A 20,720-nucleotide genomic window follows, 5' to 3' on the forward strand; every position below is an offset into this window, starting at 1 on the left:
TTTATCCCTCTTTATATCTAGTTTCCTCCGTCTTCTGTGGAAGACGGTGAAGCAGTTGTTCGGTTCCGTATTTGTGAGAAATCGAGAGGAAGGGTCCGTGTCCAATCCAAAAAGCTCGGAGCAAGAGAAACAGAAGAAACGCCCAATCGCAAATCTGCTCCACTTCTCGCCTCAACATTGGGGAGAGGTCGAGCGATTCACGCAGTTCTGGACGACCACCTACACGTTCGACCGAATGACGCAGAAGCGGCTTCGGGGAATTGCCGGACACTTCAGTAAAGCGGGTTACCTCTTCCAGCTCGCTAAGCGACTCGCCCCGAATCTTGATCTCGATGCCAAGCAACTGGAAGAGAGTGGATATTCTCCTGCCCATAATTCGAAGGAACTAGCGGCGGTCATTGAGTCGGTGTTCTGCGAACAATACTCGGCGATTGACTGCTGTCGCTTCGTCCTCTTTAAGGTCTTCCCTGACCACAAAGGAATCAAAGATTCAACACGGAAGACGTTCCAGAAAGCATTTGAAGGTGAAATTGATCAGAGGGTGCCAGTAGCAATTCGCGATGCTATAGCAAACACGAAAGAGTGGTATTTCGAGTTACTGAGGCTTCGAGATGAACTAACGCACTCGAACGTGGGTTCCTGCCACCGTGACGACAAGACCGGAAATGTGATGTATATGCACGATGGTTTAGGAACACCCGGCAAGAGCTTGGTTATAGAAGACGTGTTCGCTGCTTTGAAGACCTATTTCGACAAGATCAACGACCTTCTCGGACTTGTATTTCGCGAACTCAACCGCATGTTGGACGATAAGCCCGTGGAGTTGATGTGCGGGATTTTTGGTGGTCGCTGTTACCAGCGAGTCGTTCGTCCGAGTGAGGCAATTGACATAAACGGCGGCGTGTGCAAGTCGTATCAGTGGTTCGACCTAGAGGAACATCCCGATTGCCCGTTGAAGGATGGCTGCCAAGCGTATGCACGAGCCAAAGGAGAGCAACTCGCAGATGGATGAGCCACGGTTTCAGATACTTTCGCTAGATGGAGGCGGGATCAAAGGCATCTTCTCGGCAGCCGTACTATCGGCCATTGAGGAGGACTTGAACATCAACGTCGTCGATCATTTTGACTTGCTCACCGGTACATCCACTGGCGGCATTATTGCTTTGGGTCTCGGTATCGGAATGCGACCGCGTGAAATCGTCGAATTCTACCTTTCGAAGGGACCGGCGATTTTCAGCAAGATGTGGGGCCTCCGCTGGTTGCAACATTGGATTCGTCGCAAGTTCTCCCAGACGCCGCTCAAACAGGCGTTAGAGTCATGCTTCAAGGACAAACTCCTTGGTGACTGCACAAAGCGGATTGTTATTCCGTCATACAATGTGGGTGACGATGATGTTTATCTCTTCCGTACTCCCCACCACGAGCGACTTCGACGCGACCTAAAAGTCCCGCTGTGGAAGATCGCGTTGGCCACCAGTGCAGCTCCGACTTTCTTCCCAAGTTGCAGGCATATTGACCGTTTACGGCTGATTGACGGCGGTGTGTGGGCGAACAATCCATCGATGGTAGGCGTGGTTGAAGCATACGGAACGCTCGGCGTCCCGATGAATGCGATCAAAGTTTTCAGCATTGGCACAACGGATGCTTTAGCCAGTCGCAAGACCCGATTGGATTGGGGAGGGAAGCTTCCTTGGGTGACCGGCAACGATGCCGTTGACATCATCATGCGAGGGCAGAGTATCGGCGTGAACAACCAGACGACGTTCCTGTTGGGGCAAGACAATGTCGTTCGCTGGGACCCAAAAGTCGCGGCCAGCGAATTCTCGCTGGATGGAATTCACAAGGCTGATGCTTTGATCGCAAAAGCCGCCCATTACAGCCGCATCCACATTCCTCGGTTCAAGGACATCTTCGTCGATCACATTGCGGCGAAGTACGAACCCATCAAGTCATAGCAACCGTTAAAGGAAGCATACATGCATATGGTAATGAAGGAAGAACTCAGCGATTTCTTACGGGCTGTCGCCGATGATCTCGACATTCCTGGGCATCTGTATGAAGATGCCGTAGTCAAGTACACCGATGTCGGAGAGTGGCTTGCTCAGGAAGATTCTGAACTGGCACAGTTCGACCCCGATATTTTTCCGCAAGGGTCGTTCCGTCTCGGAACCATGGTCAGGCCGATCAACGATTCCGAAGAGTACGACATCGACCTCGTGTGCCACTTGAAGATCAGAAAGGAGAACACGACTCAAAAGGAGTTGAAGGATCGCGTTGGCAAACGGCTCAAGGCACGAGACGACATCAAGGAGATTCTGATCGAATCACGGCGATGCTGGGTGCTCGACTACCCTGAGCCATTCCACATGGATGTGCTGCCGGTGATTCCCAATGTTGAACAGCCTCCAAACGGAATTCTGTTGACGGACACCGAGTTGCGGCTCTGGCAATTCAGCAACCCTATTGACTACGCCGAATGGTTCAAGGAGCAAATGAAGGTCGTGCTCATGGAGAAACGTGCCGCTTACGCCAAGCGGTATCAGATGAGCATCGAAGAGGTTCCAGAGTATGAAGTCAAAACTCCACTTCAACGAGTTGTTCAGATTTTGAAGCGACACAGGGACATTTACTTCAAAGACGACCTTCAGAACCGACCGATCTCGATCATTATCACGACGCTGGCTGCGAAGGCGTATGCGAATCAGCCTGATCTGTATGAGGCCCTCGTGAGTGTCGCGACACGAATGCACGAGCACATTGAAAAGCGTGACAATGGCGAATGGTGGGTGGAGAATCCGGTCGAAGAGGGCGAGAACTTTGCTCATAAGTGGAATGAGTACCCGGAACGCCGCGAGGCTTTTTTCAACTGGCTGGAAAAGGTTCGCGACGACTTCGTTAGTGCATCTCAGACCGAGTCGTTGACCAAAACCGCAGCGGCATTGTCACCTGCACTTGGACGCAACGTCGTTTCGCGGGCGGCGGCGAGTCTTGGCGTTCCGCAAAGCGGACTGATCACAAAGTCAGCGACAATTTCGACGCCGCAAGTCCCGGCACTGGCAAGCTCATCCCACTGCGTTCCTCCCGTCTGGCCCATAAGTCTTCAGTACCAAGTCAACATAAAGGGTACAGTTCATCCAGGTTCGCCGCGAAGCAAAGCAAAGTGGGCAATGACTCAGCGTCCGGTGCCCAGAAATGTGTGGCTTCGATTCGAGGCAAAGACGAATGTTCCTGAGCCTTACGAAGTGCGTTGGCAGGTCGTAAATACCGGTCAAGACGCCATTGTGGCGAACGGACTTCGCGGGGACGAGTTTGAAGAAAGCAATGGAGCGAACAAACACATTCGATGGGAAGGGACCGAGTACCGTGGCACTCATTGGATCGAAACATTCATCATTCGTCACGGAGTATGCGTGGCCCGATCTCAGCCCTTCAAGGTCCGAATTCGCGGATGATTGGACGAAATCATGATTACCGGCATCACAATTGAGAACTTCAAGGGCATTCGCGACCGCGTGAAGCTCGACTTTCGCCCCATCACCCTCCTGTTCGGTGCTAACAGTGCTGGTAAGAGCACGATCCTGCACGCGTTGCACTACGCCCGCGAAGTCTTCGAGCGGCACAACCTCGACGCAGATCAGACAATTGCCGGTGGCGACTACGTCGATCTGGGTGGGTTCCGAAACTTTGTCAACGGGCACAACGACAGTGCCACTATTACCTTGGGTTTTGAAGTAGAACTGAGCGACTACAGCAACGCTTGGTTCGAGCCCTTGCAGGCTGTGAGCGAGGCTTTGCAGTTTGATCGATTCTCGGATGGTTTTCTGGACAACTTCGCATACTTCGATTCTGTCGAGGTCATGGTTGACATCTCGTGGAGCCAACTTCGATCAGGGGCCTACGTGTCGTCAGTAGCAATTATAAATGACGGTGAAGAAGTCGGAAGGATCAAGACCGATAGTGACGGACGACGAGTAACCCTGTCGTTCAACTCAGAACATCCAAGCTTTGGTTCGTTGGAAGGATGGGCAAGTAACGACAGTGATTTTGAGGACGTGAAGGAAGTCCACGAAGACGCGGGACAAAGTTGCGTGAGCAAATGCGTGGAGTTTTTGGACGTGTTGTTCGAGAACGACGCGAATGGCAACTACTTCTTGTCCGATCTTGATGATGCATTACCGATTCAGGACAGATCACTTACATTTGTCCGTCGCGATGCTTCCGAGAAGGATCTTGAGGAGTTGTTTACGGATGCCCTGTTCGCTCGCCGCGTGGCGGAGGACTTGGTGGATGGGCTGAGTCGAGTGTTTCTCTTTCCCTTGCAGGAAATACGTGAGTCAATCACCCGATTTCACTATCTTGGCCCGCTCAGAAAAACGCCACCGAGAAACTATCACCCGCCTCGCTACCCCGACCCCTCCCGCTGGGCTTCTGGATTAGGTGCATGGGATGCACTTCAGAACGGTACTGACCAGTTCGTGGATGCAGTTGCAAGCTGGCTTGGTGATCCTGACAACCTAAATGCCGGGTGCCGCATCGAACGCAGGACGTTCCTTGAACTCGACTATGCCGACCCGATAGTGAGAGCTTTGATGGCTCGTCGAGCCTTTGACGACATCGACGAGCATGTCGGATCGCAATTGGCCAGTGCTCCCACGTCATCACGTGTGGTCATCGTTCCAGACAAAGCAGACATCGAACTTCGACCACACGATGTCGGCATCGGCATCTCGCAGGTCGTGCCGGTGATTGTCACGGCGTTGGACGGTAGCGAGCGGCTGCTCGCGATTGAACAGCCAGAACTTCACATCCATCCTCGACTTCAAGCTGAGATCGCGGACTTGTTCATCGAAGCGATTCACAACAACAAGCACCGCTTCATTATCGAAACGCACAGCGAGCATCTGATCCTTCGGCTTCTTCGTCGAATTCGAGAGACGGAAGTCAACAAAGCTCCCGCCGACCGCACACTTCGAACTGACGACTTGGCGATCTACTACCTGAAACAGGAAGACGGCTCTTCGCGTGCTCTGGAAATCCAAGTCGATGTCAAAGGTGAGTTCATCCAACCGTGGCCGGACGACTTCTTCGAGATTGATTTCTTCGAGAGGTTCCCCGATGCTCGCTGAGTTTTTACTGACTCCTGACGCAATAGCTGACGCATATGGCGGTGATGGAATTGATGCCGTCCGCGAATTGACTGGTTGCATCTTTCCATCAAGGGCGACTCCGCTTGCACTCGTATGCAAGTTGGGCGACGAATGGGAAAAAGCAACCAGCATGAAGATTGCACGTATCGCCAATGTGAACCACCGTCAGGCTGCGATGGATCTATTCAAACGACTTATGTCTTCTCATCTTTACGTATCAAGGCCAATGGTATCGGCGGGAATCAAGAATGAGAACGACTGGATCGCGGCTGGCGTAGTGTCAAACCGTCAGGCTCCGATGAACAAGATCGTTGTATCAGATCAAGCGACGGCACCAGAAAGTGTTGGCACGTCGATCAGAGACTTTGTTTCGGATTTGTTTTGGGAAGACCATCCTAACCCTCGAATGGTAGGGAGAGAGGTTTTATCGCAGGAGCAGATACTGACGGCGATCTGTACGCACTCGGATTGGTTGCTGATGCGGTTACCTCAGATTCGAGGCGGTAGCGATGATGAAATCGTGACCGTCAAGCAGATCATACGAATGTCAAATGATTTACCGGTGGGATTCCGCAAGTCGGTTATCGACCTGCATGTTTGTAAGCAGCGAAATATCCCGGAACAGAACTTAATTCGGGGGATCGCAAGTGAACTCGAATCACTCGTACGAAAAGGTGTGAAGATTCAGTTGTCGATTTGGCCCGAAAGGCACTTTGTGAATCGGGAATTGCTTGGCGGTGACAACACGAAAACATCACCTGGTACGATTATTCGCAGACCGCTTTGGTTGATCACGATGACTCACGTTGCGGTCGGAAGCCGAGCGGCGGCCAACGCTGGAGATGCAGGTAACACTTGGAGCTTGTTCTCGCGTACAAAGGCCCACGAAAGATACGAGCAAATGAATAAGGAAACACCATTGCGTGTTGAGGTACTTCGATGAGTAATAACGTCTTTCAACCGGGTCAACTTGTCCGACTGAAGTCGCAGCCAGATTCTTGTGGAGCAGTTCTGTCTTCAAATGAATCGGGGCCAGAACTGCAATACATGGTTCTGCTCGACGGTAAGACTCGTACATTTTTCGCTTCGCAGTTGGTTGCGGATGAGCAGCCAGCGGATGTGATCGAGAAACTGTCTGCAGATCAGTGTCGGGCACTGCTGACTGCACGCTATATCAACCATCCTGGAACATCGACCCTCTATTCATTGAATGCGGCTCGCGTGAACTTCGTCGCGTACCAATTTCGTCCAGTGTTGCGTTTTATTCGAGCAGATCGCCCACGTCTCCTGATCGCGGATGGCGTCGGTGTTGGAAAGACCATCGAAGCAGGTTTAATCCTTCGCGAACTACAGGCTCGTCAAGAAATCAACTCAGTTCTGATCATTTGCCCGCGACCACTGATTACAGAAAAAAAATGGCAGAATGAAATGAGACGGTTCGACCAATCGTTCGAACACTTTGATGGGGCGAAGCTGCGTCATTGCATCTCCGAATGCGATCTTGATGGGGAATGGCCTGAAACCCATCGCTATGGCATCATTCCCTACTCCATCCTCAATGAACAATTATTGACGGGATCGCAAAATGGTCGCAAGACAGGTAAAGCTTGTTTGATTGATCTCGATCCAGCTCCTCGGTTTGACCTCGTGATCGTTGATGAAGCACACCGTGTCGCCAACGAGAACCAGGCCCACAGTGTTGTACGTTATTTCTGCGACAACGCCGAGGCAGTAGTGTTCCTGACTGCGACGCCTCTGCAACTCGGCAACAAGGATCTATACAGCCTGCTCAATCTGCTTCGACCAGATGTAGTCATTGACCGTGACAGTTTCCAACATATGTCCGAGCCGAACCCGATGATCAATGCGGCGGCAACTCTTGCTCGACGAGCATCTGAAAACTGGCAATCGGAGGCTCTAACTCAATTGGAACTAGCTCAGGACACCGCATGGGGACAAAACATGCTGAGGTCGAATCCCGATGTGGAATCCGTTAAAGCCAAGCTGAGTGACTCGTCTGTTTCTGACCATGATCGCATCCAGATTCTCAGCCAACTTGAAAATCTGAACACTTTCTCCGGCATCATTAACCGAACTCGCCGTCGTGATATTGGTGCGTTTACGGTGCGACGTTCGGAAACAGTCGAAATTGAGTTCACACCGCAACAACGGCAGTTGCACGATGCACTTCTGAAGGTACAGGCAGACATCTTCATGGAGTTACATGGGTCATTGCATGTGAAGTTTATGATGACAACTATTCGGCGGCAGGCTGCTAGTTGCCTTTTCGGCTTGGCTCCGTTCATCGAAGATATTCTTTCACGATATGTCAGCGAAGAAGAATTATCTGAAGTTGACCTAGATGACTTGGATACTGATCCAGATGAACTGGAGACGATTGCTGAGAAGGTCAAGGCTGTCGTCGCGATGGCGAAAACTCTCGACTCTGTCGATCCAAAGTTGGAAGCGGTCGTGTCACTCGTTGAGCAGAAGCAGAACTCAAAGAAGCATGAGAATCATCGTGTGATGCTTTTCAGTTCGTTTCGCCACACCCTTCGATATGTTCATGATGGACTATTGAAGGCAGGCATTCGGGCGGGATTGGTGCATGGTGGTGTTCCCGATGAAGAACGAACTGTCCTACGCGAACGATTCGAGAGAAAAAAAGATGATCCGCAAGCACTCGATGTTTTGCTCTTCTCGGAGGTTGGTTGCGAAGGACTCGACTATCAGTTCTGTGATTGCATGATCAACTACGATCTTCCTTGGAATCCGATGCGAGTTGAACAGCGAATTGGTCGTATCGACCGCAACGGCCAAAAGAGCGAGTTCGTCAGCATATACAACTTGATTACGCCAGACACCGTTGACGCCGATATTTACGAGCGTTGTCTAATGCGAATAGGCGTGTTCGAGGAAGCCCTTGGCGAGAGTGAGGAGATTCTAGGACGCATCACTCGTGACATCCAGCAGATCGCAATCAATCCAAACTTATCTGACGAAGAACGAAGAGAGCAGCTACAACAGCTTGCGGACAATGAAATCCGCCAACTCCAAGAAGACGAGAAGTTTGAGAGACAACAGTCCGAATTGTTCGGAATTGACCTGCCATCGCAACAGCGTTTTGCGGAAGAGGTCGAAAACGCATCCAGTTATTGGCTGGAACCGAATGCGATGAACAACCTGCTTGAGAAGTACCTCAAGTCACTGGACGGAACGGCTGCCATTCTTGGCGATAGCCCGTTGAAGACACTTCGCACCAATCAAGAGATTCGAAGCCAACTCCTGCGGGATTCGCGTGAGCTATCGGGTAAGAACAGCACCGGCCAGCGGGAATGGGAACGCTGGCTCAAGGGAAGCGATCCGCACTTGCCTATCACATTTGACGGCCAGTGTGCCAACGACAATCGCAACGCACAGCTACTGACTCCCGTGCATCCATTGATTCGGCAGGCAGCCAACGCCTTGGACTCGGTCGGCAACGTCGAAGTTCACTTGTGCGTGTCCGATGCCGAACTCCCGGAAGGCATCCATCCTTTTGCGGTGTTTCAGTGGGAGTTGATCGGCCTGCGGCGTGACTTGGACATCCGAACGATTGCGAAAGAAGATTCCATAAATGCAAAGCTGCTCGACCTTCTTCAGAAGGCGGCAGACTGCCAGGCGGCGGCAGAACGAAGCGTATCGGCGGCAGACATCGACGAACTCGAATCCCGCCACTATGAGTTGTGGAAGGAAGCTCTGAGCGGCTACCGAAAGCGAATCTTGGATCTGGCCAGATTCAAAGAAGAGAGCCTGAACGCCAGTCACAAGGGACGGATAGCAATGCTTGAGGACCGCCTGGCATCTTCGACAGAGGAAAAGATTCGTCGGATGAGGCAGGCTGAGATTGACCGAGCCGTCCGCGAGTACAACGAACGATTGGCGGAACTGCGAAGGAGTTCAGAACAGGCCGACATCACTACGGAACGAATCATGGTTGGAACCATTGAAATCGTTCGGGGGTAGATACATGCGAATTGACTACGAAGCAATCTCAAAGAAAAACGAACTTGAGCTTGGCACAAAACTCAAGTCTCGTCGCACACAGATTTCCCTATACGCAGACCCGACCCACTTTGTTTACGAGCTGTTGCAAAATGCCGACGACCACGGTGCCACACATATCACATTTCGCCTGACACCTGATCGGCTAGTTGTCGAGCACAATGGAACCGAGCGATTCGCCGAAAAGCACGTCGCCGCAATTTCCTCTTTTGAAGACAGCACAAGCGAAGACGAACTACTCAAGACCGGAAAGTTTGGCCTTGGCTTCAAGAGCGTATTTGCATTCACAGCAACGCCGCGTGTGTTCTGCGGTGATGCCAATTTTGAAATCCACGATCTATACCGCCTTCGCAGTATGGCCAAACCAGAAGACCTCGACATCACGCTGACGAGATTCGAGTTGCCATTCAATCATCTTGAAGTACAGCCAGAATTCATTTTCGAAGAGCATATGAAGTCGCCGGAAACAGCGATTGAAATCATTCACGGGAAATTTGAAGCTCTTGAAGACATCACCTTGCTGTTTACGCGTAACCTGACGTCGATCTCCGTGACAGTTGAGGACGCAAGGTATAGCTGGAAACGAACTCCAAATCGTGATGGCACGGTTACAATCAAATCTCCGAACGCAACGGCGGCTTTTCGTCTTCGAGAAAGGCCCATTGAGTGGCAGGGTAAGAGGCATCGCCCGGTCCAGATCGCGATACGCTTGGACGAAAACGGATCGCCCATCCCTTCCGAAGAGCACCTTGTTGTTACGTTTCCAACTTCTATCTCCACGGGCATGGGAATCATCCTCAATGGCCCTTACCGAACCACACCCGCGAGAGAAACCGTTGGCGAAGGCGACGACTTCAATGAGTTCCTTGTCGAACAATCCGCCGATTTACTAGCCGAAATGATCCGTGAGGAGCGGAACGCTAAGCGTTTAACACTAAAGTTCCTTGAGATACTGCCAATCGACAGTAGCCGTGCAGATTGCCCCGACTTTTTCAGCCCGATTCACACTAGGATTCGAAAACTGCTTGTCGAGGAACCTGTACTACCCACTGCGAAGGGAAAATATGTTGCCGGAGAGCATGCTCGAATTGCTCGCGGTCAGTATCTTGCAGACCTCATTAGCGATGACCAGCTAACGGCCCTTTATGACTCACCGCAGGCTCTTCACTGGCTTTCAAAAGACGTCACTGAAACCAATACGCCGAGTCTGTACCGAGCACTGGCGGGTAGTGGGCGTAACATTTACCAACGTGTAACAGACGGACTTGTAGAAGGCATAGTAATTCGGCCTGAAGTCCTGTTCGCAAAGATCACGACCGAGTTTATTGGCAGTCAGCCACCGCGTTGGCTGTGCAAGCTCTACGCGGCCTTGCACAAGCACGCGTCTTCGGATGCCAAGACCGCAGCTGCTCTTCGGCCAATCGTTCGACTCAGCACTCGCAAGCACGTACCACTGCTTACGAACGGTCGTCCATCTGCGTACCTTCCATCGAAAGCAGCAACAAAATACGAGACTGTCGAACCGAAGGTCTTGAAGTCGCCGGATGCAAGAGCCTACTTCACTTCCAGCGGTTATCGCCAACCCGATCTATCAGCCGAAGTGTTTGAAAAGGTACTTCCTCGTTATCGCAAGGGTGACCCTGGAGTGCTTTTCAAAACGCACTTGCTGCACCTGCGAAAAATCCTGAAGGTCTCCAAGGATGCAAAAGTCGCCGCCCATCTTCTTCAGCAGCTTCGATCAATGAAGATTGTGTACTGCTTCAATGCCCATACAAAGGAAGAGCGATACTGCCAGGCTAGTGACGTGTACGTGTGGGACCAAGGACTGGAGAGCTATTTCTCAGGGAACCCCGACGCTTGGTTTGTTTCTCGCGAGTACGGCAAGGGTGCCGATGGTGGCAGCGTTCTTGAGCTGTTTCGGAATCTTGGAGTAATGTCGGAAGTTCCGCGAGAACTTTGTGGAACTGGCAGTTACTCCAGGCATTGGCATGGTCACCATGAACGCGGAATAGCCGGATTTCACCCTCATTGGAATCTCGATGGACTTGACTTTGCAACAGAGAATCCCTCGCTAAATGCTTCCGCGTTCATTTGGAACTACCTGCTACCGCGTTTCGAGAACCGAATTTGCGGAAAGGTGCAGTCATCGACCCGTCAGGATTTTCCTGCTCATTACACGACTGAGCAGTACAAGGTTTCTCCGGGCGGTGTGATTCTTCGCGAACGTGCCTGGGTCCCTGACGCTGCCGGGGAGTTTCGGACTGGCAAAGAGATCGGCACGCTCGACTTGCTTCATGATTCACTCGAAAAAGACCAAGACATTCTCGCACTACTTGACGAAGGGGCGTCATCGAAGAAGACCGAAGCTGCCAAGGCTCTAGGTATCAGCCTTGCCGATGCGGCGTTCATCAATGAGTTCAAAGACGAGTATCTCAAATGGAAGGCAGAATTGGCAACTGTTCGCGTGCCAAGTTCGGATAATGAAGATCGGTTCATTGATTGGCTCGCCGCTCAGTCTGGAGCAACTGATCGACGCAAGCGAAAGATTCTAAAGACATCGACCGACGCTGATCGCCGTCGTTCTGAGTCTCGGCAGCGAATGCAGAGGGTCAATCAAATATCCACAGAGGAAGTGCTGCTATATCTGCGGAGTTACTATTCGCGGGACGACCGTTTTAGATGCCAAATGATGACCGAAGGCGATTCGGATCTCCATGAAATGCCTTTTTGGAACTCGGCAGATCAAATGTATTCGGGAAAAGAGGAACTCTTCAACAGGCAAATGGCTCAACTGCTTCCAGACGCTCTACCCGAATCTAAGGAATTGAATTTGTTCTTGTGCCCGAATTGTGCGGCAATTTACACCAAGTTCATCGCCGTGAAGCCAGAGCAGCAGCTGCGACTGTTTGAATGGGTGCGTTTCAATGCGTTTGAGACTACGTTTAGCCTCGATTGCTCATTGCCTGGAAAGCAGTCAAACAGAATTCTCCACTTCCACCCAAAGCACCTTGACGACATTCGTTCGGTCGATGGCGTCTTCGACACGTCTGGTGCATCTGACTCAGAGGAGGAAGTGTAATGCTCAAGGCAATTGAACTCGAAAACTTCAAGGCGTTCGGAGAACGAAATCGCATTGAACTCGCCCCCATCACGCTAATCTTCGGCGAGAACAGTGCCGGAAAGAGTTCAATTCTTCAGGCATTGAATCTCCTCAAACAAACGAGAGAGAGTCGTGACAAGGGAGCCTTGATCCTTCCCCGCACTGACGGAGGTATCGTTGATCTCGGTGGTTTTCGGGAAATGGTGTTTGATCACGATTTGAGCCGCGATGTCTCGATTCGTGTTGACTATTCACAGGATCGGTCGGCCCGTGGCCGTCATTCTGTTCCAGTGGAAGCAAACGACTCGGAATATATTGGGTTCGAAGTTGGCTTCAACAGGCGTCCCGAAGACCATGAGGTTCAGCTCAAAGCGATTACGCTCTACTCGTCTGCCGCTTCCGGCAAAGTCGCGGAATTTCAGCCGGTCGAGTTACCGCCCGATCAGTTGCGAAGAATGGCCCGCGACTCGCAAGCGATTCTTCGAGCACATCGCACGCCCCGACTTTCGGAAGTCCGTGCGGCCAAATGCTCTTCATTGACCAGCGACACTGCGTTTTGGTCCGAGATATTTGAACGGACAAAACGAAGAGCCGACAAGATCGCAGAAGAATTGAGACAACTGCAACACGACGGTCAGGAATCCGAACAGCAGGGAACGCTGTTCAAAGAAGTCGATGAAGATCAGCAACAGTGGTTGGCTCAGATTGATGAGGCGATCAGCTTCTACAACTCGGACTTCACCAGTGACGCGTTTATCGAACGAATGAAGCGTGCCGAACTTGAGACTGTAATCGCATTGGACGGGTTTGTCCCGCTTCCCATCAGGCAAAGAGAGTCGGGTGGTCTACCTGAATTGGAGACATTTCGACGATATGGTCCCACTCGAATTCGGATGCGGGATCTTACGCTCGACCTAATGGCGTTCGCCGTGGATTGCGGAAGAAAGCTGGATACGGCCCTTGAGAACATTTATCCGATGGGGCCGTTCAGGCAACCTCCAGAACGCTGGTATCTTTTCACTGGAACCAGTCCCAAGGACGTTGGATATCGTGGCGATCTGCTACCGGATCTTCTGTTTCGACGCCCTGAGATCGTGGAAGAAGCGAACCACTGGCTCGACAAGCTCGAAATCGGATACCACATCAAGGTCCAGTCGGTCGGCGATCCATCCCGCGATCTTTTCGAAGTGCGTCTACTGGACCGGAGAAGAGGCGGCGATGTTGACGTTGCCCTGACGGACGTTGGTTTCGGGATCAGCCAGATCCTACCCCTCATTGTTCAAAGCCTGGCTGGCGAGCGGCAGATCATCACTATCGAACAGCCAGAAGTACATATTCATCCACGATTGCAGGCGGACCTTGGTGACTTGCTCGCGGCGACCGTGCAAGACCCGCGTAATCACCAATTCGTTGTCGAGACCCACAGCGAGCATTTGGTGCTTCGGATGCAACGGCTCATTCGAAGCGGACAATTGACACCCGACGACGTGTCGATTCTCTACGTTCGTCGCGGTACGAATGGCTCGCAGGTCGAGAGATTGCGACTGGATGAGGACGGAGACTTTATCGACGATTGGCCCGGTGGCTTTTTTCCTGAACGACTCCGAGAATTAACGTGAGGGCGGGCAATGATTGTCAGTGCAGTCGCTGATCCGTCTGCCTTCGGGCCGCAAGGGATTTCTGACGAGCTATCGAAACGTGAAACCATCGCTTTCCTCCAAGGAATTATCGAAAGTGGGGTTCTGCTTGATGATCCAACGCGAGAGTTGCTGCGTGAAGCACTCCGCGAAGTGTCGCAATTGACGACGAAAATGGGGCAACGAATCCAGCTGTTGCTGCTAGAAATACAAAAACAGCACAAGAAGTTCGTCGTCAGTTGCGACCGCACACGATGGCAGCAACTTGGTCCCACGACGATACCGCAAAAATGCTCGGTGTTGGCTACAACTCTCAAAGCAGACGTGGTCGTCACTCAATCCACGCATCTTGCACCCATTCAGGCAGAGGTTGGCACTGGAGTTGAAGTCATCCTGATAGAGGACGCCAGCGAAAGTTCATTTGAGGCCACGCGACGGAAGCTGCTCCAGTTTGAGAAACCGCTGGACGAGCTTGGACAAGCCGAGATCGAAGAGTTTGTTGGGCGAGCCGTGAAATACACTTCAACGATACGCGTCTTCGATTATCGAATGATCGGATCGGTAAAGCGAACGGCGAAGTACGTCGCTGGCATCCTGTTCTTCGTATCAATTTGGGAGAAATGGTGCGTTGTCGGACAAGCCAGTTCCCGTGTTGTTGAGCTTTACACAGTCGGGAATACAACCACGCAAGGCGGCTTTCTGAACGGGGTTGAAGCGGATTCTCGATTGGCTTCGCACATCCAAACACCGCTGAGTTCTGCAATTGCCGCGACCGTGACTCGGTTCGTAAAGGATGATCGAGAGGGAATCTTTCACGCACGGGGATTCGAAGCTCGACAACGAGCCTTCACCATCGATCCTGGATTCGATGCTGTCGGCGTTGGTGGAGCCATTCGCCGCTGCCTCCTCAAGGCCGATTTGGCGGCTGTAAGCCACTTCGCGGATTGTCGCAAGCTCAAGGACTTGCCTTGAATGTTGCTGCCCACAACAACGGCGAATGTTGAGCAACAAACGAATTTGTTGCCAGCGAAGCCCGCTCAATGCAAGCCATATTCGCAAATGGCTATATTGCAAAGCCTTGCGTTGAAGTCACATGATTCTTGGTACGTTGGCACACCCCTTGCTTTAGTCCTATGCAACAACCGATCAACTCATTTTGCGTAGGAAAAAGCTATGACCAACAGTGCCGTCGCCAACGAAGTCGTTTCCAGCCTCGACCTCAACCTGGTTATCACCGACCGAAATGTGTTGGGGTATCTCGCTCAATTCCCGGATGAAGAAACGCAGATCGACAAGGTGTTGGAAGCCCTGAAGGTCGGCGTGATCGCCATCCAGTCTGCCAGCCCCACTCTCGACACGACGGTCGTGCAATCACAGTTTGCGGAAATGGAAACTTCGATGCGGGAGTACGTCGATGCGTTTCAGCGAAGCATCAAGGATGACTTCAAAAAATACTTTGAGGGAGACGACGGCGTTGTCCCTCGCTCCATCGAAGACATTTTCGGCGACAGCGGATCACTGACACGCACCTTCCAGGCGTTCTTTGATCCTGAAGAAGGGCGATTGGGCCGCCTGATGCAATGCCACGTTGGCCCGGAAAGTACGTTTGGCAAATCACTTGATCCCCAAAACAAACAGGGCGTCATCGCGGTGCTCGAAGCCCGTGTCCAGGAACTGGTCGAGGCCAAGTTGGATGATGTGCTGAAGGAGTTTTCGCTCGACGAGAACGGGTCCGCGATGTTTCGATTGCACGGGATGCTTGCCGAGTCTTTCGAAAGGATTAACCGGGCACTCGGTCACAACGACGGCCAGGAGCAGGAAGCAAAGAAAGGCCATGTGAAAGGCATCCGATTTGAGCAGGAGCTATACGATGACTTCTTCGTGCCGCTCTGCAATCAGTGTGATGACGATCCATCCCTCGTCGCTCGCACGCCGGGCAACATCGAGGGCTGCAAGACGGGCGATCTGATGTCAACATTGGGCGAAGCGACCGGGGCACCAGGCGTGAACATTGTCGTGGAGGTTAAGGACCGGGAAGTCAAACTGAAGGACGCACGCACGGAACTTCAGGAAGCAAAAGTCAATCGCAAGGCGGCAGTGGGAATCTACGTCTGGAGCCGTGGAACGGAACCAACGGAAGTCGGCGACTTCCGAAGGATCGGCGACGATTTCTACGTCACTGTTGATCGTGATGACCTCCGTGCCGGGAAGCCGTTGCTCTACTTGGATGCTGCCTACCGCATCGCCCGTGCAATGGCGGTAGCTGCTGTGCGAAAGGAGTCGGCCAGCGAGATCGACTTTTCGCAAATCGAGGACAACATCGAGGCCCTGGGAACCTGGTCCGAGCGAATCGCTGATATGTCCGTCAAGGCTCGCACGATTCAGAAGAGTGGAAAGCTCATCGAGGAATGTGCAACCGATCTGAAGGAGGAACTCGACCGGCGAGTCGCAAATGTCCTGGCTGCGTTGAGGCACAATTAGCAACAATGTTTTGTAGAATACAAGAAACATCGAGGTCGGCGTCAAGATTGAGTCGCAGTAGTTGGCCGGCCGGTTGATCCGTTATTGCCAACTGCTGCAATATCACGGGCTTGCCGTGTGTGCTTTTTGAACTGCGAGAACGAACTATGGATATTCTTGACCTATTGGATAGCGACGAGGCCGCACTGCCTAAGATGCGTGACCCGGCGAAAGATTTCCTCGCGTATCTTCGTGACGACGTGTTTCAGCCGTTTCTTGACGCTTTGGCGAGTCTCGACACAGCAGACGCGATTACCAATTCGGTAATTCATCATCGCGATCTCTGCCCAACCGTTTGCGAAACACTGGTTGCGTCAATTGACACCTACCTAAAGGGATTTCCGCATCTTGCATACGCGAAGGTCGAAGAAGCGATTAGCCTCCTGGGGCCACACTTCACGGCCCTGGGGGCAGTCGGCGACATGCAAAATAATCTGAAATACGCCTACCGGATTCAAGAATCGGATGCCGATTCGCTCGACAGGGGTAGGTTGTTTCACATCCCATTTCAGATGCGAGACAAAGTCAAGACACAGCGGTACAGTATTCCCGGTTTGCCGAGTCTTTATCTTGGCGGTTCGTTCTTCGTATGTTGGGCTGAGTATGGGCGGCCAGAGTTGAAAGACATCCATCTATCTCGGCTTGAGGCGGTTGGCAAACTTCGACTTATCAACTTCGGATACCATCCTCGACGCATGGCCGGACTTGCCGCTACAATTCTTGGCACCGGAAACGATGCGGCGGCACCTTTCGTCGTTGCACAGACCATTGCATGGCCCCTTCTTGCTGCCTGCTCGATCCAAGTGCCTGACCGAACCGTGGCATTTAAGGCTGAATACATCGTCCCTCAGATTGTGCTTCAATGGGTCCGCGTTCAGGAAGAATTCGATGGCATCAGGTATTTCTCTACGCACGTAGATGAGATTCTGAAAGATCCCGTCGGACAGGTGAACTACGTGTTCCCCGTCCAGGAGCCAAAAGAAACTGGCTACTGCGACGTGCTGCGATCCAAGTTCCGCTTGAGCGAACCTTATGCCTGTCGTTCGTTTGGTGATGGTGGACTTATGGATTTTGCCGATTGTCCGAACATAAATTTTGAGATCAAGCGAAATGGTCCCCACGAAGCCGCCCAACATTACACCATGACGGACTTGGGCCAAATTCAGCAGCACGTAGCAACGCTTGGCACTCATCATGTCTGAAGAGACCGACCGCCAGAGCCGCACTCCTCATGAACACCACCACTGCCGAACCTCACCCTGGAAAACGCTCTTGGATTTTCCAGGCCGTTCCACGATACTTCGATCTGACCGAGGCCCTGAAACACATTCGCATCTTCCGTTGGCGAATCGAGCAATTCAAGAACGACATTCGAGCCGGTGACGATGTGTTTCTATGGCTTGCCGGTAGCGAAGGAGGAATGGTCGCTCGCGGCAGGGTCATCACCGATCCGCAGATCATGGAAGATGCACCGGAGGAACTGCCGTTCGTCAAAGAAGAAGACCAGGATGAAGACCGGTTTTTTGCGGCTATCGAAATCGACACGGTGGGAGTGTCTCATCCACGTCGTTGTGCTCAACATGCGTCTCCTTTCGACGTTGCAAATCGAACTCGTACTCCTCGATGGTATCTTCGATGATCTTTATTCGTCGAGCTTGTTCTGACGGACTGTAAACAATGCCATCTTCTTCCCGATCAAAGGCTTCGGCCTGTTGAACGTCTTCAAGAATCCATGTTTTTCGCTGTTCTGGTGATACTTCCTTGCCGTCTCGCACTTCCCAGAAGGCCACGCCAAATCCGAGTTCGCGGAAGATGATTGCGTCAGACTCTTCGACCAACGTGCCATGTCCATTGCGAACCTCCCAAAGCTCGGAGCGGTCTTCCTCATATGACCCACCAACCTGAACGACAAGGGTGGGAAATTCTACACTGATTGCTTGTGCTAAGTGCAATCCAGCAAGATCCTTCCCCTCTCCTTCAATTCGCAGTTGCATTCCTTCCTCGAACAGATCGAATACCCAAAAAATGATCCATCGCCCTTTCACGGACGAGACATCTGTTCCACTTGGGTTCTGCACATGGCTCGCAACGAACTCCTTGACTTGCGTGAGTTCCTCACGGTTTCCGTTGCATTGAATATAAAATGAATTTACTTCGAACATGGTGTTACTCTCTTTCTCCCAATCGGGTTGTTACGGCACCCGCATACTTTTTAGTCCATTCCGGGCATTGTTCAGCAACATACTCAGCAACGCACTGAGCCACGTATCCAAAGGTCTTGTTGTCGCTCAGCCTCAATGTATCAACGAGCACAGCCGGAACTTCATCCTCGCACGACTCTAATGCCCTGGCGGCAGTTACTAGGCACAGATTCCAGTCGACGGATTCTGGGGAAGAGCCAATCTGCAAGACTACGAGGGAACAAAAACATCGCTTGATCGCCGCTTGGCAGATCGGCAGTTTTCGAAATGGCAAGCCAATTGTCTTGAAGACCTCATAGCTGTCGCCGTGCCGGTTACGCAGTGCCCAATTTGCACGCCACGTCACTTCGCCTTGCTGTTCGTCGGTGAGAAATGATGAGTGGAAAATGTATCTGTCATAGGCCAATATCGCGGATTGTAGATCAGCGTGTTCTCCTTGCCCGTACAAGAAGAAGCTCATTTCGTCGTCAGCAAAACGTTCTAACCAATAGTGTGCAAGGATCGAGTGTTCCTGCTGGGTAATTGTGGACGTACTGGCGTGATCGATCCGAAGAGAATCATGATTGGAGCACATGCATGGCTCCTGTTCATCAGGCTCGTCCAGGCACGGGTAAAAGTCCGCCTCAGTCATGATTCCACGGGACTCGAACTCATCGGAGATGATGTCTCGGACGGCTCCAAGCAATGAGACATCCCATTGGAGCACCTTGTCAGCCAATTCTTCGAGCAATGCGTGGATGGCATTGTCCACAAAGTCCTGCCGCTCAAGCTGTGCATCTTTCGGTGACAGACCGAATAAACGGCGTTTCAGTGATTTGGCGACATTGGGAATAGTGCTCATGTCAAATTCTCCTTCACAAGGCGAAAAAAAGTGAACGGCAGGTTCAGGCGACATTGCCATGAACTCCCTCTTTGGCGTACCAACGGATCGCATTGATGACCCACTGCTTCGGAAACACAGTTCCATGCTCAGCGAAGTGGTGTAGACGCTCGCAGAGGGCGGCAATCCCGGCTGACGGAGACTGGCCTGACCATTCACTCGCAGACTGGATAAATAGGCATAACAACTCGCTGGTCATCTCCTCTTGCTCAACAAATCGAACAACGCCAAGCAAGTCGTCAGCTTCCTGTTGTGTGACTTGAGGCAGATGGCGAATGATCTCTCGTGGCACGCGTTCGAGGTCGCCACTTTCGCTGCGGGCGACATAAGAAGATCCACCGTGCGAGCGAACGACGACACGAGATCCGTCCCCCCAGACATAGGGCTGAGTCGGAGCATAGAATGCTTTCGCCCATTCCGATTCGGAAGGATCTTCGACGGCACCATGACGACCGCATATTGTGCATTGCAACATCAACCATCTTTGCTGAAGTACGGTCGAAAATACTGCCCATTCATGGCAGCATGAGTCCATCTCTTGATGGCCTATCTGGTTCGGAAATGGGTTTGTGTTCATCACTTGCTCCTTGGTTCTATCGTTGAATTGTGAGATTATTGCTCGCTCGTTCTGAGGGATACTTTGGCTATTTCGGTGGCAGAATTTCGGGCAACGCTGAGCCAAATAGCGGCACCTGCCAAAAAAGAAAGCCGGGACTAATCCCGGCTCTTCAAAGCAACCATTGTGTCTCGCTCACGTCGTCAACAATGCATGTCGATGCCGCTTTGAGTCTGGCCAGATGCTCGTGATTCCAAGTTCACGTAGCGAACTTGTGAGCCGCCTCATCTCGCGGCTAACCGTCGCATCTGCTGTTTCACCATGAACATCATCCCAAACCTCTCGTTTGAGCGTGTCCACCGTCCAAAAGTGGTTGGGACGGCGTGCGAGGCAGGCCAAGAGTCGATAGCGAACCTGATCGTTGATCGGGAACTCCCCTTCGGCGACGCGAAGCGTCATCATCGAGAAGTCTACAAAGACGGGACGGTTTGCGAGTTCACAAGCCGACGCGACCCGTGACCGAGTCTGCTGCCAGTTTGAGATTTGAGATTTGGAGAACACGGCAACCTGGCTCGGTCGAATGCCTGCTTGCTCAAGGTCGCTTAGGGCAGATGCCCCGAAAAGTTCTGCGACTT

General features: G+C 52.1%; 15 protein-coding genes (1 of these 15 cut by a window edge). 11 read left to right on the forward strand and 4 right to left on the reverse strand.

Going from position 1 to position 20,720, the window contains the following annotated elements; genetic code table 11:
* The first annotated feature begins 46 nt into the window (after window positions 1–46).
* The 11 genes from AB1L30_RS10300 (at window position 47) to AB1L30_RS10350 (ending at window position 17,650) form a co-directional block, all read left to right on the forward strand.
* On the forward strand, window positions 47–1,012 hold the full coding sequence (locus AB1L30_RS10300; protein ID WP_367013333.1) for a hypothetical protein: 966 nt from the start codon (window positions 47–49) through the stop codon (window positions 1,010–1,012).
* The gene (locus tag AB1L30_RS10305; protein ID WP_367013334.1) at window positions 1,005–1,955 is read left to right on the forward strand and encodes a CBASS cGAMP-activated phospholipase; all 951 of its coding nucleotides are present in this window, start codon (window positions 1,005–1,007) and stop codon (window positions 1,953–1,955) included. The genes AB1L30_RS10300 and AB1L30_RS10305 overlap by 8 nt, the downstream gene beginning before the upstream one ends.
* A 21-nt stretch (window positions 1,956–1,976) precedes the next feature.
* Entirely contained in the window at window positions 1,977–3,452 is a 1,476-nt protein-coding gene (locus AB1L30_RS10310; protein WP_367013335.1) for a nucleotidyltransferase, read from the forward strand.
* Between the two features lie 12 nt (window positions 3,453–3,464).
* The gene (locus AB1L30_RS10315; protein WP_367013336.1) at window positions 3,465–5,126 is read left to right on the forward strand and encodes an AAA family ATPase; all 1,662 of its coding nucleotides are present in this window, start codon (window positions 3,465–3,467) and stop codon (window positions 5,124–5,126) included.
* Complete coding sequence (locus AB1L30_RS10320; RefSeq protein WP_367013337.1) at window positions 5,116–6,090, forward strand: hypothetical protein; 975 nt, start codon at window positions 5,116–5,118, stop codon at window positions 6,088–6,090. Before AB1L30_RS10315 ends, AB1L30_RS10320 begins: the two co-directional genes overlap by 11 nt.
* Complete coding sequence (locus tag AB1L30_RS10325) at window positions 6,087–9,152, forward strand: helicase-related protein (protein ID WP_367013338.1); 3,066 nt, start codon at window positions 6,087–6,089, stop codon at window positions 9,150–9,152. Before AB1L30_RS10320 ends, AB1L30_RS10325 begins: the two co-directional genes overlap by 4 nt.
* A gap of 4 nt (window positions 9,153–9,156) precedes the next feature.
* Window positions 9,157–12,270 (forward strand): hypothetical protein, encoded by a 3,114-nt coding sequence (locus tag AB1L30_RS10330; protein ID WP_367013339.1) that lies wholly within the window; start codon window positions 9,157–9,159, stop codon window positions 12,268–12,270.
* Complete coding sequence (locus tag AB1L30_RS10335; RefSeq protein WP_367013340.1) at window positions 12,270–13,910, forward strand: DUF3696 domain-containing protein; 1,641 nt, start codon at window positions 12,270–12,272, stop codon at window positions 13,908–13,910. The genes AB1L30_RS10330 and AB1L30_RS10335 overlap by 1 nt, the downstream gene beginning before the upstream one ends.
* Window positions 13,911–13,919: 9 nt before the next feature.
* Entirely contained in the window at window positions 13,920–14,900 is a 981-nt protein-coding gene (locus AB1L30_RS10340; protein ID WP_367013341.1) for a hypothetical protein, read from the forward strand.
* 201 nt (window positions 14,901–15,101) lie between these two features.
* Entirely contained in the window at window positions 15,102–16,409 is a 1,308-nt protein-coding gene (locus tag AB1L30_RS10345; protein ID WP_367013342.1) for a hypothetical protein, read from the forward strand.
* 146 nt (window positions 16,410–16,555) lie between these two features.
* Window positions 16,556–17,650, forward strand: a complete 1,095-nt coding sequence (locus AB1L30_RS10350) for a hypothetical protein (RefSeq protein ID WP_367013343.1) — start codon at window positions 16,556–16,558, stop codon at window positions 17,648–17,650.
* 327 nt (window positions 17,651–17,977) lie between these two features.
* Here the strand turns inward: AB1L30_RS10350 and AB1L30_RS10355 are convergent, their stop codons facing one another.
* The 4 genes from AB1L30_RS10355 to AB1L30_RS10370 form a co-directional block, all read right to left on the reverse strand.
* Window positions 17,978–18,610: a hypothetical protein gene (locus tag AB1L30_RS10355; protein ID WP_367013344.1), complete on the reverse strand. Its 633-nt coding sequence runs from the start codon at window positions 18,608–18,610 to the stop codon at window positions 17,978–17,980.
* Window positions 18,611–18,614: 4 nt separating this feature from the next.
* Window positions 18,615–19,490, reverse strand: a complete 876-nt coding sequence (locus AB1L30_RS10360) for a hypothetical protein (protein WP_367013345.1) — start codon at window positions 19,488–19,490, stop codon at window positions 18,615–18,617.
* A gap of 43 nt (window positions 19,491–19,533) precedes the next feature.
* A complete protein-coding gene (locus AB1L30_RS10365; protein WP_367013346.1) occupies window positions 19,534–20,004 on the reverse strand; it encodes a hypothetical protein in 471 nt (156 codons plus the stop codon).
* Between the two features lie 276 nt (window positions 20,005–20,280).
* Window positions 20,281–20,720, reverse strand: partial view of a helix-turn-helix domain-containing protein gene (locus AB1L30_RS10370; protein WP_367013347.1) — the 3' portion only. 235 nt of this gene lie beyond the right edge of the window; 440 of the gene's 675 nt are visible here — the last part of the coding sequence; its start codon lies beyond the right edge, outside the window — the gene reads right to left on this strand; the stop codon is at window positions 20,281–20,283.

The sequence above is a fragment of the Bremerella sp. JC817 genome (genome assembly GCF_040718835.1).
In the GTDB taxonomy this organism is placed as follows: domain Bacteria; phylum Planctomycetota; class Planctomycetia; order Pirellulales; family Pirellulaceae; genus Bremerella.